Consider the following 13,227-nt stretch of genomic DNA (forward strand, 5'->3'; position numbering starts at 1 on the left):
AAATTGGAGGAATAGATGATGAATATAAAACAAGTTTTAGATGCGAAAGATTTAGCATGTCCAATGCCAATTGTAAGAACGAAAAGAGCGATGGATACTTTACAATCGGGCGAAGTGTTAGAAGTACATGTAACGGATAAAGGGTCAATTAAGGATATTCCAGCGTGGGCAAACAAAACTGGTCATGACATCGTAAAGCATGCAGAAGAAAGCGATGTACTAAAGTTTTGGATTAAGAAGGCGTAGTAAAGAAATAACTTTATAAATGTAGAGAGGGAGTTATATGAACACAATAGTAAGTACGCTTTTCGTTGTATTGGCTGCATGGTTTGTTATTTCACGGTTCTTACCGGTGAAAGGTGTTCAAAATATAAATGGAAAAGAATTAAAAAGTATAGTGGGAAAACAGGGGAAGTACTTTATCGATGTTCGTACAGTAGGCGAATATAGAGGGAACCATATGAAGGGCTTTCAGAATATCCCGCTAAATGAGTTAGTTAGTAAGGCAAATCAATTAAATAAGAATAAGGAAGTAATCGTTATTTGTCAGAGCGGGATGAGAGGTAAGCAAGCAGCAAAAGTATTAAAGAAATTAGGATTTCAGCGCATTATAAATGTTTCAGGTGGTATGAACGCTTTGTAAGGAAAGGAATATTAAGATGAAAGAAATTACAGCGAGAGAAGTAGAGGAAAGATTGTTACGAAATGAAGAGATACATGTAATTGATGTTCGTGAAGTGGAAGAAGTGAGGGAAGGGAAAATTCCAGGCGTGCTTCATATTAGGTTAGGCTTACTAGAGTTTCGAATGCATGAGCTTGATAAAAATAATGAATACATTATCGTTTGTCGCTCGGGAGGAAGAAGTGCAAGAGCAGTTCAATTTTTAGAAGGTTACGGTTTTCAAGCGATCAATATGGTAGGAGGTATGTTAGCTTGGGAAGGTAAAGTCTTATAGCATAGAGATAAAAGATTTGAGCCTTTTTATAAACAATTAAATACCCCTATAGGTAATTTAGAGGAGGAACAACATGGAACAACAGAAGAAAACGACAATCGTGTTATTTAGCGGAGATTATGATAAAGCGATGGCTGCCTATATTATTGCAAATGGTGCAGCGACTTATGATCAAGAAGTGACTATATTTCATACTTTTTGGGGGTTGAATGCTCTTAGAAAAGATGAGCATGTGAAAGTAAAGAAGACTTTTATAGAGAAAGTATTTGGGAAGATGATGCCGCGTGGTGCCGATAAGATGGGATTATCCAAAATGAATTTTGCTGGCATGGGGCCGAAGATGATTAAAGGCATTATGAAAAAACATAACGCAATGCCTTTGCCGGATTTAATTGATTTGGCGAAAGAACAAGGAATTAAACTTGTAGCTTGTCAAATGACAGTAGATTTATTAGGGTTAAAAGAGGAAGAGATTATGGAAGGGGTAGAGTTTGCTGGGGTAGGAGCATATTTAGCAGATGCTTCGGATGGGAATGTAAACTTATTCATTTAAATCACCTTCTTTTAAGAAGGCGGGGGATGTAAGGTGAGCTTAGTCGTATTACTTTTTATAATTGGTTTTATAGGATCGTTTATATCAGGAATGGTTGGGATTGGCGGCGCGATTATTAATTATCCGATGATCTTATACATTCCAGTATTGCTAGGGTTTACTGGTTATACTGCACATGAGGTGAGCGGTATTACAGCGGTACAAGTATTCTTTGCAACTTTTGCAGGTGCGTGGGCATACCGAAAAAGTAATGATATGAATAAAACGTTAGTTATGTATATGGGAGCCAGTATATTAATAGGAAGCTTCATAGGGAGTTTCGGTGCTAACATATTAGAGGAACATACAGTGAATGTTGTTTATGCAGCATTAGCTACAATTGCAGCTATTATGATGTTTGTACCGAAACAAAATAATAGTGGAGACGTGAAGTATAATAAATGGTTAGCGAGCTTGTTAGCGTTCGTTGTAGGGGGAGCTTCAGGCATTATAGGAGCTGGAGGTTCGTTCCTTTTAGTTCCCATTATGCTAGTTATTTTAAAATTACCACTGCGCATGACGATCGCAACATCTATCGCTATTACGTTTATTTCCTCAATAGGAATTACTACAGGAAAAGTGATTACTGGGCAAGTAGTTATCATTCCAGCTCTAATTATTGCGGTTGCAAGTATATTTGCTGCGCCACTTGGAGCACGAGTCGGGAAGAGGCTAAATCAAAAAGTACTGCAATATGTATTGTCCACTTTAATTGTAGGAACTGCTGTTAAAATGTGGGTTGATATGATATCGAAGTAAAAGGATGGTGCTGCTTGCAGCCCATCCTTTTGTTTTGTGGGTAGTAAAACGTCACTGAGTATAGTTTTACTTTATGCCCAAATAACTTTCATTAAGTTTTTATATTCGTCGTTCGCTAATTTATACAGCATTCTCGTATGCTCAAAAACAAGTGCCGGATTAAAGTTTGGTTCTGAGAATGCAAGAGATGTTGAAATATCAATTGCATTTTGCTTATTTAGTGTGAATTTTGCAAATCGGTAAGATGTGTTTAATTCATTGATGACATGTAAAATGTCATTTGTTGATGTTTCGTCAGGTACGTGAGCAACATTGAAGCAGTATATATCCACAGTCGGATTTTCATTTTCGAAAGCAGCGATAAGTTGAATTTTTGCGCCAGCTTCTGTTTCTAATCCTACTGAAAAATGCACCGAACCATCATTTTCATCTATATTTTCTTCCATGTATATATCGTTGGATTTTAAGTAGTCTTTAAAATCTGAAATGTTATGTTTTACTGCAGCTTTCATATGTATGAGCCCCCTGGTAATTGGAATAGATTACTATTATTTATTATAATTTAAAAATATTAAAAAAGATAGTTGGAAAGTTCTGATTTTTTATGTTTGAAAAAAGAAGCCGCACTCTACCTCCATAGAGTACGGTTTCTTTTTATTCATTGTTATTAGATGATGTTTTTATATCTTCATTGTTATTATCATTATGGTTGTTGTTACTTGACTCACGTTTGTTTGTATTTTCAGAGTCAGTGTCTTTTATTCTCTCAGAGTTAGTGTCTTTTGTTCTCTCAGAGTTAGTGTCTTTTGTTTTCTCAGAGTCAGTGTCTTTTGTTCTCTCAGAGTTAGTGTCTTTTGTTCTCTCAGAGTCAGTGTCTTTTGTTCTCTCAGAGTTAGTGTCTTTCGTTTTCTCTGAATCTGTTTTTTTCGAATCAAAGTCAGTTTTTGTATAGGCAGGTAGTCCAAGGTGAGTACGAAGTTCGTTCGTAACATTTGCTAGTGCTTTTTTATCTGGATTGTAGTAATATGTTCGACCGCCACCAGCAGATTTGCTACATGTGTCATCACCTTTTTCCATATAGCAGTCATCACCTTGAATTTGTAATTTTTCAACTGAAGAATCTGCGCCATATTTATAGAATGAAAGCATATCATCGAATGTTAAGTTTGTAACGAATTGTCCGTTAATATCATCAATGATGTTGCCAACTTTTGTTACAGATCCAACGTTTGTTATTTTCTTTAAAATAGCTTCAATAACGAGTTGTTGACGTTGCCCACGCATTGCATCACTATCGATGTGTCGCGTTCTAGCAAGAGCAAGAGCCTCTTCGCCATTTAACTTTTGGACACCTTTTTTCAGGTGAATTGCATCGGCATTATCATTACTATCTTGTTCTGAAAATTCAACAGGTACATCGACTTCAATGCCGCCTAAATCATCGACAATTTTTATAAATGATTTAAAGTTAAATTTTACAAAGTAATCGACAGGAACATTCATTAATTTTTCAACTGCATCGATACTTGCTTGTGGTCCACCCTTTTTACCGTTTTTAGCAGAACCGAATGCATGAGCGTGTGTAATTTTATCTTTTTTCTTTTCTACTGGAATGTAAGTATATGTGTCACGTGGAATACTTAATAGTTTAACAGTTTTGCTGTCTTTATTAAAAGTTGCAAGCAACAGCGCATCTGTTCTTATAGCTTCACCATATTCTTTTCCTCGGACATCGCTTTCATCAACACCCATTATTAAGACAGAGACATTGTTCGTAATAGGTTTTACAGCTTTATCACGTAAATCAGATTTATCACCGCGTGCTAAATCGTGTGCGGCATTTCGAACAGCAGAAGATGCTTTATTTACTAAAAACCACGTATAACCGCCTCCTACTATTAAAAAGAATAGAATGACGCTTATAATAATTTTTGTTTTTTTCTTACTTTTTTTCGGTTTATTGCGTGTATTTTCTTGCAAAGATGGGTTTTGCTCCATTTCTTGTACTCCTTCATTTGGATTGAAATACGACACTCACATCCACTTATTATAATGAAATTTGACGAAAAAAAACATTACAAATCATTTACATTTCGTAAAAATTCAATTTATTTATAAAAAGTCAGATTTTCTATATGTTATTTTTCAGATGTAGGATAAGTATATGTTTTTTTAGTAGAAATGAAAATATATATTGTGAGAAAGTGAGAGAGAAGTAAGATTTGTTGAAATATAGCCAATAAGAAATTGGTAGTACTACTTATTTCTTCTATATAATAAAGAAGAATTTTACGGATGAAGGAGAGAGCATAATGGATCATACATCATTCCGAGCAATCGTCGTGAAAGAAAAAGAAAATAATCAATTTGAAAGAAAGCTTGTTGAGAGAGAAATCAATCGTTTACCTGAAGGAGATGTGCTAATACGAGTTCATTACTCTTCATTAAATTATAAAGATGCGCTTTCAGCTACTGGTAATAAAGGTGTAACGAGAACATATCCTCATACGCCAGGAATCGATGCTGCAGGAGAAGTTGTGAGTAGTGAAGATGGTTCCTTTAAGGTAGGGGATCAAGTTATTGTAACGGGGTATGATTTAGGTATGAATACGTCTGGTGGATTCGGAGAATATATTCGCGTGCCATCATCTTGGATTGTTTCTTTACCAGAAGGAATGTCTTTGAAGGAAAGTATGATGTATGGGACAGCTGGTTTTACAGCTGCACTATCGGTATATAAGCTCATTGGAGCAGGAATTATGCCTAATAGGGGAGATGTTTTAGTAACGGGTGCTACGGGCGGTGTAGGTAGTGTAGTGGTTAGTATTTTAAGTAAGTTAGGATATAACGTAGTCGGAGCAACAGGGAAATTGGAAGAAGAAGAGATGTTACTACGTTTAGGAGCAAAGAAGGTAATTCAGCGTGAAGAGTTGAGTGATGAATCAGGAAGGCCAATGCTTAAAGGAATATACGCCGGGGTTATCGATACTGTGGGCGGAAAGATGTTAGAAACAGCATTGAAATTGGTACGATATGCCGGTTGTGTAACGACATGTGGTAATGTGGCAGGGCATGAATTACACACAACAGTATATCCGTTTATTTTGCGAGGTATTAGCCTTGTAGGAATAGATTCCGTACAATGTCCAGTAGATATGAGAAGAGAAGTGTGGGCATTGTTAGCGACAGAGTGGAAAAACTTAGAACTATTATCTTATACAGAAGAATGTACATTAGAAAAATTAGATGAGAAGTTTTCGCTCATATTGCAAGGAAAGTTAAAAGGAAGAACAGTTGTAAATATGAAATAAAAAAGAGACGCTAACTTGAGCGTCTCTTTCCTATTATAATGATTGTTTTAAATTGACTTTTCCTTGTTCACCTAAAACACCGTCAGCGATATTTACAGCGTGATCACCGATACGCTCTAAGTTACTTACCATGTCAACGAAGATGATGCTTGCATCGCCTGAACAGCTGCGTTCGTTTAGACGTATTACGTGACGTTTGCGAAGAACACGTTCCATTTGGTCGATTTTACGTTCTTTTGCAATAACAGTTTGAGCTAGTTCAGTGTCAAAGTTTGTTAAAGCATTGATTGCATCTTGTAATGTTGAAATTGTTAATTCAAGCATTTCATTTAATTCAGTTAGTGCGTCGTCTGATAGTGAAACGCGGTTTGAAATTTGGAAATCTACAAGTTCTACAAGGTTTTCTACATGATCACCGACACGTTCAATATCTCCAACAACACCAGCTAAAACAGAATGCTTCTCAGAATCTGCTGATGAAAGTGGTTTTTCTGATAGTAAAACTAAATACTCGGTAATTTTTTTATCTAAATTGTTAATAGCTCCTTCTAATTGAGTAGCCATATTAGCGTGTTTTTTGTCTTGTGTATTTAAAAACTGGTTTGCTTCTTTTAATCCATCTAATGAAAACTCCGCCATACGGATAATCTCTTTTTGAGCTTCTGTTAAAGCAATAGCTGGAGATTGTTCAATAAAGATTGGATTTAAATGTTGTGGTTTGAAGTTAATAGATGCATCTTCACCACGAATAATTTTTGTTACAATCCAGGCTAATACTGCAATGAATGGGAACTGAATGATTGTATTCGTTACGTTAAATGTTCCATGTGCAAATGCAATTGTCATTTCTGGATTCAAGTTTAATGACGTTTGGAAATATTGAATTAAATTTGTAAATGGTATCAATATAATCGTAAAGATAATGGTACCGATAATATTAAAGATAACGTGAACTAATGCTGCACGTCTTGCTGCAATTGAAGTACCGATTGCTGCTAATACTGCTGTAATTGTCGTACCGATGTTATCACCGAATAATACAGGAAGGGCAGCTTGTAAATCGATTGCACCTTGACCGAATAATTCTTGTAAAATACCGATTGTTGCGCTTGAGCTTTGTACAATTAAAGTGAAGACTGTACCGACAATAATTCCTAAAATTGGATTATCACTCATGCTAATCATTAAATCTTGGAATGCCTCTAATGAACGAAGAGGTTTCATACCTGCGCTCATTAATTCTAAACCGAAGAATAACATACCAAAACCGAATACAACTTGACCTACAGAATGTACTTTTTTATTTTTAAAGAAGAATAGTAAAATCGCTCCAACTGCCATAACTGGGAGAGCGTATTCTCCGATTTTAATCCCGATAATAAATGCAGTAACTGTCGTACCGATGTTCGCACCCATAATAACACCAATTGCTTGTCTTAATGTCATAAATCCGGCACTTACAAGTCCGACTGTTAAAGCGGTTGTTCCTGAACTTGATTGAATTAATACAGTAACTAACATACCTGCTAGTACACCCATAAGTGGGTTCGTTGTAAAACGATCTAAAATATCGCGAAGACGATCTCCAGCTGCTTGTTGCAGTCCATCGCCCATGTATTTAATCCCGAATAAGAAAATACCTAATCCACCAATGAATTGGAAGATCATTTCTTGAACATTATATTCCACGCATTCCACTCCTTAAATTTCATGTACGATGTAATTATTAACTAAACCTTGAGGCACTGTAAACGGTTTGCTAGTAAAATTTACACTAAATTTACAAAGAGGTGAAAAGTTTACAATTCTTTAAAGAAACAGCTGTATTTTAATGGTTTTCGTCTTTTGTAAATAGTGTTTTTGTAAAGAAATCACACTTTTTAGAATAGTATTATTCAATTGTATATCAAAGAAATCTTCTACAAGTTCATTGTATATTTTTTGATGATAGTTAAAAAAATATGTAGGGAAATGCATGTAGTTTTATAAAGCCAACATGGGGTTTAATATTTATTAAGTAGTCTTTTTTTGCAAGAAAAAAAGCCGCTAAATTATCCAGCAGCTTTTTCTGTATTTTTATCTCCGTGCTTTTGTTTTCTTATACTTGTAATGTAAATGAACAGAAAAGCAATAAGTAATAGGGAAGAATAACGATATACAGTCGCATAGTTTGTAAAATGTGCAATGAATCCGAAAATAATCGCTCCCGCACCAATTCCAAGGTCAAATGCTGAGAAGAATGTAGCTGTTGCGACTCCTCGTCGGTGCGGTGCTACTCGGTCGATCATCCATGCTTGTAGCGCAGGCTGAATCGCTCCGAAACCACTTCCGTAACAGGCTGCCGCAATAATTAAGCTCGGAATTGTCGTTGTATACGACAATAAAATAATACCTGCGAACGTTATAATAACCCCTGGAATGATGACGAATGTATGGCCTTTCGCATCATATAACTTTCCGGAAAATGGACGAGTTACAGCGATTGCTAGCGCGTTACATAAAAAGAAGAGACTAATATCAGCAATGCCAACTTCGGTAGCAAATAGTGTGATAAAGCTGCCGATTCCTCCGTACATTAATGTAATACATAATATTAATAATGAAGGAAGTAAAGCTTTGCGCTCAATAAATCCATCGAGAAAAGTACCAGATGATTGTTTTGGTGGTTGTTTCGTTTTTTGGATTTGAAGTAGTTTCGTTAAAATTAATGAAACGATTGTGCATGAAAGTGCACATAAAAAAAGAACGTTGAAATTATATGCTTGCATAAGCCATAGTCCGATTAGTGGGCCGAGAGCCATTGCAATGGTTCCAGAAAGTCCGAAATATCCCATGCCTTCTCCGCGGCGAGCTGCTGGAATTAAATCAGAAACGACAGTTCCATATGTAGTCGTTGTAATACCGAAGCCAGCTCCGTGTAAAATACGAACGGCAAGCAAGAGAAAAATGGTAGAGGCGAAAAGGTAACTGCCCATAGCGAGTAAACAAATAGCAGTACCGATCATTAAAATGATTTTTTTATTAAATTTCTGTAAGGCGTTTCCAGTTAGCGGTCTAACAAAAAGTGCCGCAACGGTAAACATACCGACGACCAATCCGATATTTGAACTTGTGCCACCGATTTCTTTCACATAAACAGGTAAAGTTGGAATTAACATTTGAAACCCTAAAAACATACATAAGTTTGCAAAAATTAAAGCAACAAACTCTTTTGTCCATAACGGTTCTCGTTTTACGAGTATTGCCTCTCCCATATATTCATCCCCTATATACATTTTTTCCGCTATTTGCGGACAGTAAAATTCCCACCTCAAAATCTGGCTGGAGCAAAGAAGTTAGGTGGAAGCCCTGCTGCCAGCAAACGCCCGATTGGTGAAGGCTAATAATCGGTGGGGGATGAACAAAACCCCCACTGATTAAAGTTTCACTTTATCTCTTTTCTTTTGAGTATATGTATTGGTCAATGTAGCAGTCAAGGAAGGTGTCTTGAAAGCGGATAACAATTTTTAAAATGAAAAACTGACAAATTTGTGTAAACGCTACACAACTATGAAAAAAAGATGTAAAGTATAGATGTATAGACTTGTAGTTGTTATGAATGATAGAAATTGTTTTTTCTTTAAAGAAAGCGGATTCAAAAGGTAGTGAATGAGAAGGGGATATATACTTTTTCGCTACATATATTTGAAAAGGTTTACAAAACAATGAAGAAAGAGGCGTGTACATATGAGACGATTAGGTATTTCTATTTATCCAGAACATTCAACGGTAGAGAAAGATAAGGAATATGTAACATTAGCAAGTAAATACGGATTTACACGTGTGTTCACATGTTTACTATCTGTGGATGGAGAAAAAGAGAAAATTATTGAAGAATTTAAAGAAACGATCTCTCATGCGAATGCATTAGGGTTCCAAGTATTAGTTGATATTAGTCCATCTGTTTTTGAACAATTAGGTATTTCGTATAATGATTTATCATTCTTCCATGAATTAGGTGCGTACGGTATTCGTTTAGATGTTGGTTTCTCAGGATTAGAAGAATCAATTATGACTTATAATCCGTATGGTTTGAAAATTGAGATTAATATGAGCAATGGTACGAAGTATGTAGATAACATTATGAGTCATAGACCAAATCGTGAAAATTTAATTGGCTGTCATAATTTTTATCCGCACCGCTATTCTGGGTTATCATACGATCATTTCATTACATGCTCGAAACAATTTAAAGATTACGGCATGAGAACAGCTGCATTTATTTCATCATTTGATGCAACATACGGACCTTGGCCAGTAACAGAAGGTTTATGTACGTTAGAAGAGCATCGTGAATTACCGATGACAACCCAAGCGAAGCATTTATTTGCGACAGAATTAATTGATGATGTTATTATTGCGAACGCTTATGCATCAGAAGAAGAATTACAAGCACTAGGTGCGTTAAATAAAGAGAAACAAACATTTGATATAGAACTATACGATACAACGACAAATTTAGAAAGAATTATCGTATTAGAAGAACCTCATTTTTATCGCGGGGATGTATCTGAATATATGATTCGTTCTACACAAAGTCGTGTGAAATATAAAAAAGAAGAGTTTAAACCTCATAATACGCGTGAAATTAAGCGTGGCGATCTTTTAATTGATAATGAGCAATATGGCCAGTATAAAGGTGAATTACAAATTGCATTAAAAGATATGGTGAATACAGGAAAAACAAATGTAGTTGGTCGAATTATAGAAGAAGAGATTTTCTTACTAGATTATTTACATGCTTGGGATAAATTCGGATTTACATTAAAGAAATAGAGAGAATATAAAGGGGAAAAACTACTGATTTCAGCAGCTTTTCCCCCTTTATATATAAAGAGCGAGAGGAAGAGCTATGACAAAGGTGCATCAGCGATTAATTTCTATTTTAGAGGAGTTTTTAGAAGAGAAATCGATGTTAAATCGAGCTTTTTTAGCGAACCGATTACATGTATCAACGAAGACGATTCAAAAAGATATAAAATTATTAAATGATATATTGGAAGAAAACGGAGCGAAAATCGAATCGCAAAGAGGGACTGGATATGAACTAGAAATTATACAAACGAAGATATTTGAAGAGTTTTGTGTGAGTCTATTTCAAAAACAGACGGAAAAGATCCCAACTTCTTATGAAGAAAGAGTTGCGTATATTTTACAACGTGTTTTAACGACAGAAGGATATGTGAAGCTTTCGCAGTTAGCAGAAGAAATTTACGTGAGTAAATCAACTGTAAATTTAATTATGAAAGATGTTACAGATATATGCGGTCGCTATACATTGCAAATTGAAAAGAGACCGTATTATGGTATACGTATTGTGGGAGAGGAATTTAATATTCGTTCTTGTTTATCACAATATGGTTTACCACGTTATGAACATACTCCGTTTCATGAGCAATTTGAGCAGACGGATACATATGTATCGTTACCTCATATATCACTCATTCGTTCAATTATATTAAAGTATATTGAGGGTGGAACAATATATTTATCTGATATAGAAATTGATAATCTAGTTATTCATATTGCAATCGCATTAAAGCGTTGTCAAAGTCAACATTATATGACGGGACTGCATGTGGAGCAATCAGAACTTATAATAAAGAAAGAATATACAATTGCGAAGCAGATTTTAGGAGATTTAGAGAAAGAGTTAAAACTTTTATTTCCAGAAGAAGAAGTATTATATGTGACGGTGCATTTGTTAAGTACTGCTGTTACAGCGAGAGATCGCTATGAAAATGTAGAAGAGCTATTAGGAAAAGATATATATGCATTTATGCAACATATTCTTTTTAAAGTAGCGGAAGAACGGAATCTTATTTTTTATTATGATGAAGAATTATTATTTGGATTTGGTGTTCATTTAAAAACGTTATTAAATCGTTTGAAGTATAAGTTAAATACGAGAAATCCTCTTTTGGCAGAAGTGAAAAAGAATTATCCGTATGCTTTTGAAATTGCGGTTCTCGTTGGAGATATAATTGGTGAATATACGGGTGAAACGATTCCGGAAAGTGAAATTGGTTATATTGCTATTCATTTCGGCGGAGCGATGAGCCGTTTGCAGGAGCAGAATCAAAAGAAAAGATGTTTACTAGTTTGTGCGACTGGTCAAGGGAGTGCACAACTATTAAAATATAAAATTTTATCACAATTTCGAGATAAATTAGAGATTGTAGGTATTACAGGTTATTATCAATTGAAAGTAGAAGACCTTTATAAAGATAAAATAGATTGTATTATTAGTACGATTCATATACCGAGTGGTTTGCCTGTACCAGTTATAAAGGTGAATTCAATATTTGATGATAAAGAGATTAAATCGATTGGTCAGCAATTGTTTACGCATGTGAATAATAGTGTGCAGCAATATATAAAAGAAGATTTAATCTTTTTAAATCGTAGTGCTTCTACGAAAGAAGAAGTTATTCAATTTTTATGTGAGAAAGCCGCTGAGAAAAACTATGTGCCAGAAAATTTTTATGCTTCTGTTATGGAAAGAGAAAATACATCTCCGACAGCGGTTGGGAATTTAGTGGCGATTCCGCATCCGATGCAGTTATTAAGTGAGGAAACATTTTTGATGTTTTGTACACTTGATAAGGCTGTTGATTGGGGAGATAAAAAAGTACAATTGATTATTTTATTTAGTGTGAAGCGCAATAATAATGAAGATTTGCAACGGCTTTATGATTTTTTATATGATATTATGTCTAATCAGAATACGATAGAGAAATTAACTCAGGCTGAATTAATTGAAGGTTTTCAAGAGATTTTATTATCGTATTGAAAAAGTATATAAAAACTTCCGTTACATAACGGAAGTTTTTTATGTTTAATTGTATGCGTTTTCATAATAAGATGAACATATAGAAAAACAAAGCTTGGGGGAAGTTAAAATGACTGATATGCAAACTCCATTTGCGTTAATTTTACATGGTGGCAACGCGAGAAGCGCGGCGCTTGAAGCAATCGCTTTTGCAAGACAAGGAGATTTTGAGAATGCGAGTGAAAAGATGGAACTTGCTAGTGAAGAAATTTCAGCAGCTCATCGTATTCAGACGGATTTAATTCAAGAGGAAGCAAGAGGAAATCATGCAGAAATAAGTTTACTGTTAGTGCATGCACAAGATCATTTAATGAATGCAATTACAGTGAAAGAACTTGCTGAAGAATTTATCGCTCTTCATAAACGTGTGGAAGAGAAAGTGACAGTATAATATGTATATTTTATTATGTTGTGCTGCAGGTATGTCAACGAGTATGGTTGTAAGAAAAATGCAAGAAGAGGCGAAGAAACAAGGGAAGGATTATAAAATTAAGGCAGTTGATTCAGAACTTGTGAAGCTTGAAATTAAGGAAGCAGATGTCGTTTTAATTGGTCCGCAAGTGAAATATTTATTTCCGGCCGTAGCGTTTCTTGCAAAGTCATACGATATACCAGTTGCTATTATAAACCAACGAGATTATGGCATGTGTGACGGTTTGAAAGTACTTAAGCAGGCAGAAGAATTAGTTTTAGCGTAATTATATTTTTTTAAACATAAACATTATAATGTTATAACTT

At 35.1% G+C, this 13,227-nt stretch carries 14 protein-coding genes; 10 read left to right on the forward strand and 4 right to left on the reverse strand.

The window, feature by feature from the left end; all coding sequences use genetic code 11:
- The first annotated feature begins 15 nt into the window (after positions 1 to 15).
- The 5 genes from ACUN26_RS00780 (at position 16) to ACUN26_RS00800 (ending at position 2,307) form a co-directional block, all read left to right on the forward strand.
- Positions 16 to 246 carry a sulfurtransferase TusA family protein gene (locus ACUN26_RS00780; RefSeq protein WP_002038023.1) on the forward strand — a complete coding sequence of 77 codons (231 nt, stop codon included), beginning with the start codon at positions 16 to 18 and terminating at the stop codon, positions 244 to 246.
- A 37-nt stretch (positions 247 to 283) separates the two neighbouring features.
- Positions 284 to 643 carry a rhodanese-like domain-containing protein gene (locus ACUN26_RS00785; RefSeq protein ID WP_001092540.1) on the forward strand — a complete coding sequence of 120 codons (360 nt, stop codon included), beginning with the start codon at positions 284 to 286 and terminating at the stop codon, positions 641 to 643.
- A gap of 16 nt (positions 644 to 659) precedes the next feature.
- Positions 660 to 956 (forward strand): rhodanese-like domain-containing protein, encoded by a 297-nt coding sequence (locus tag ACUN26_RS00790; protein ID WP_000659150.1) that lies wholly within the window; start codon positions 660 to 662, stop codon positions 954 to 956.
- Between the two features lie 73 nt (positions 957 to 1,029).
- Positions 1,030 to 1,509, forward strand: a complete 480-nt coding sequence (locus ACUN26_RS00795; RefSeq protein WP_000437748.1) for a DsrE/DsrF/DrsH-like family protein — start codon at positions 1,030 to 1,032, stop codon at positions 1,507 to 1,509.
- A gap of 33 nt (positions 1,510 to 1,542) precedes the next feature.
- The gene (locus tag ACUN26_RS00800) at positions 1,543 to 2,307 is read left to right on the forward strand and encodes a sulfite exporter TauE/SafE family protein (RefSeq protein WP_000060730.1); all 765 of its coding nucleotides are present in this window, start codon (positions 1,543 to 1,545) and stop codon (positions 2,305 to 2,307) included.
- Between the two features lie 71 nt (positions 2,308 to 2,378).
- Here ACUN26_RS00800 and ACUN26_RS00805 read toward each other — a convergent pair whose 3' ends face one another.
- On the reverse strand, positions 2,379 to 2,819 hold the full coding sequence (locus tag ACUN26_RS00805) for a hypothetical protein (protein ID WP_000642358.1): 441 nt from the start codon (positions 2,817 to 2,819) through the stop codon (positions 2,379 to 2,381).
- Positions 2,820 to 2,961: 142 nt separating this feature from the next.
- Positions 2,962 to 4,305, reverse strand: coding sequence for an LCP family protein (locus tag ACUN26_RS00810; protein ID WP_002109586.1), 1,344 nt, complete (start codon positions 4,303 to 4,305; stop codon positions 2,962 to 2,964).
- 248 nt (positions 4,306 to 4,553) lie between these two features.
- Here ACUN26_RS00810 and ACUN26_RS00815 point away from each other — a divergent pair, with 248 nt between their 5' ends.
- Positions 4,554 to 5,618, forward strand: coding sequence for a YhdH/YhfP family quinone oxidoreductase (locus ACUN26_RS00815; protein WP_303745238.1), 1,065 nt, complete (start codon positions 4,554 to 4,556; stop codon positions 5,616 to 5,618).
- 33 nt (positions 5,619 to 5,651) lie between these two features.
- On the opposite strand, the gene ACUN26_RS00820 is transcribed toward ACUN26_RS00815, so the two are convergent.
- Complete coding sequence (locus tag ACUN26_RS00820) at positions 5,652 to 7,307, reverse strand: Na/Pi cotransporter family protein (protein WP_000456283.1); 1,656 nt, start codon at positions 7,305 to 7,307, stop codon at positions 5,652 to 5,654.
- A gap of 362 nt (positions 7,308 to 7,669) precedes the next feature.
- Positions 7,670 to 8,872 carry an MFS transporter gene (locus ACUN26_RS00825; protein WP_000503250.1) on the reverse strand — a complete coding sequence of 401 codons (1,203 nt, stop codon included), beginning with the start codon at positions 8,870 to 8,872 and terminating at the stop codon, positions 7,670 to 7,672.
- A 472-nt stretch (positions 8,873 to 9,344) separates the two neighbouring features.
- Here ACUN26_RS00825 and ACUN26_RS00830 point away from each other — a divergent pair, with 472 nt between their 5' ends.
- The 4 genes from ACUN26_RS00830 to ACUN26_RS00845 all read left to right on the forward strand — a co-directional run bounded on the left by ACUN26_RS00830 (position 9,345) and on the right by ACUN26_RS00845 (position 13,187).
- Positions 9,345 to 10,433 (forward strand): DUF871 domain-containing protein, encoded by a 1,089-nt coding sequence (locus tag ACUN26_RS00830; RefSeq protein ID WP_001253372.1) that lies wholly within the window; start codon positions 9,345 to 9,347, stop codon positions 10,431 to 10,433.
- Positions 10,434 to 10,509: 76 nt separating this feature from the next.
- Positions 10,510 to 12,450, forward strand: a complete 1,941-nt coding sequence (locus ACUN26_RS00835) for a BglG family transcription antiterminator (RefSeq protein ID WP_000169811.1) — start codon at positions 10,510 to 10,512, stop codon at positions 12,448 to 12,450.
- Between the two features lie 109 nt (positions 12,451 to 12,559).
- A complete protein-coding gene (locus tag ACUN26_RS00840) occupies positions 12,560 to 12,880 on the forward strand; it encodes a PTS lactose/cellobiose transporter subunit IIA (RefSeq protein ID WP_000131325.1) in 321 nt (106 codons plus the stop codon).
- A gap of 1 nt (position 12,881) precedes the next feature.
- Positions 12,882 to 13,187: a PTS sugar transporter subunit IIB gene (locus ACUN26_RS00845; RefSeq protein ID WP_000275635.1), complete on the forward strand. Its 306-nt coding sequence runs from the start codon at positions 12,882 to 12,884 to the stop codon at positions 13,185 to 13,187.
- Positions 13,188 to 13,227: the final 40 nt, after the last annotated feature.

The sequence above is a fragment of the Bacillus sp. WC2503 genome, assembly GCF_052682895.1.

What these genes read in the sequence shown, in the direction of transcription:
- ACUN26_RS00780 (WP_002038023.1), top strand. Translation starts at nt 16, where the DNA reads ATGATGAATATAAAACAAGTTTTAGATGCGAAAGATTTAGCATGTCCA.
- ACUN26_RS00785 (WP_001092540.1), top strand. Translation starts at nt 284, where the DNA reads ATGAACACAATAGTAAGTACGCTTTTCGTTGTATTGGCTGCATGGTTT.
- ACUN26_RS00790 (WP_000659150.1), top strand. Translation starts at nt 660, where the DNA reads ATGAAAGAAATTACAGCGAGAGAAGTAGAGGAAAGATTGTTACGAAAT.
- ACUN26_RS00795 (WP_000437748.1), top strand. Translation starts at nt 1,030, where the DNA reads ATGGAACAACAGAAGAAAACGACAATCGTGTTATTTAGCGGAGATTAT.
- ACUN26_RS00805 (WP_000642358.1), bottom strand. Translation starts at nt 2,819, where the DNA reads ATGAAAGCTGCAGTAAAACATAACATTTCAGATTTTAAAGACTACTTA.
- ACUN26_RS00810 (WP_002109586.1), bottom strand. Translation starts at nt 4,305, where the DNA reads ATGGAGCAAAACCCATCTTTGCAAGAAAATACACGCAATAAACCGAAA.
- ACUN26_RS00825 (WP_000503250.1), bottom strand. Translation starts at nt 8,872, where the DNA reads ATGGGAGAGGCAATACTCGTAAAACGAGAACCGTTATGGACAAAAGAG.
- ACUN26_RS00830 (WP_001253372.1), top strand. Translation starts at nt 9,345, where the DNA reads ATGAGACGATTAGGTATTTCTATTTATCCAGAACATTCAACGGTAGAG.
- ACUN26_RS00835 (WP_000169811.1), top strand. Translation starts at nt 10,510, where the DNA reads ATGACAAAGGTGCATCAGCGATTAATTTCTATTTTAGAGGAGTTTTTA.
- ACUN26_RS00840 (WP_000131325.1), top strand. Translation starts at nt 12,560, where the DNA reads ATGACTGATATGCAAACTCCATTTGCGTTAATTTTACATGGTGGCAAC.
- ACUN26_RS00845 (WP_000275635.1), top strand. Translation starts at nt 12,882, where the DNA reads ATGTATATTTTATTATGTTGTGCTGCAGGTATGTCAACGAGTATGGTT.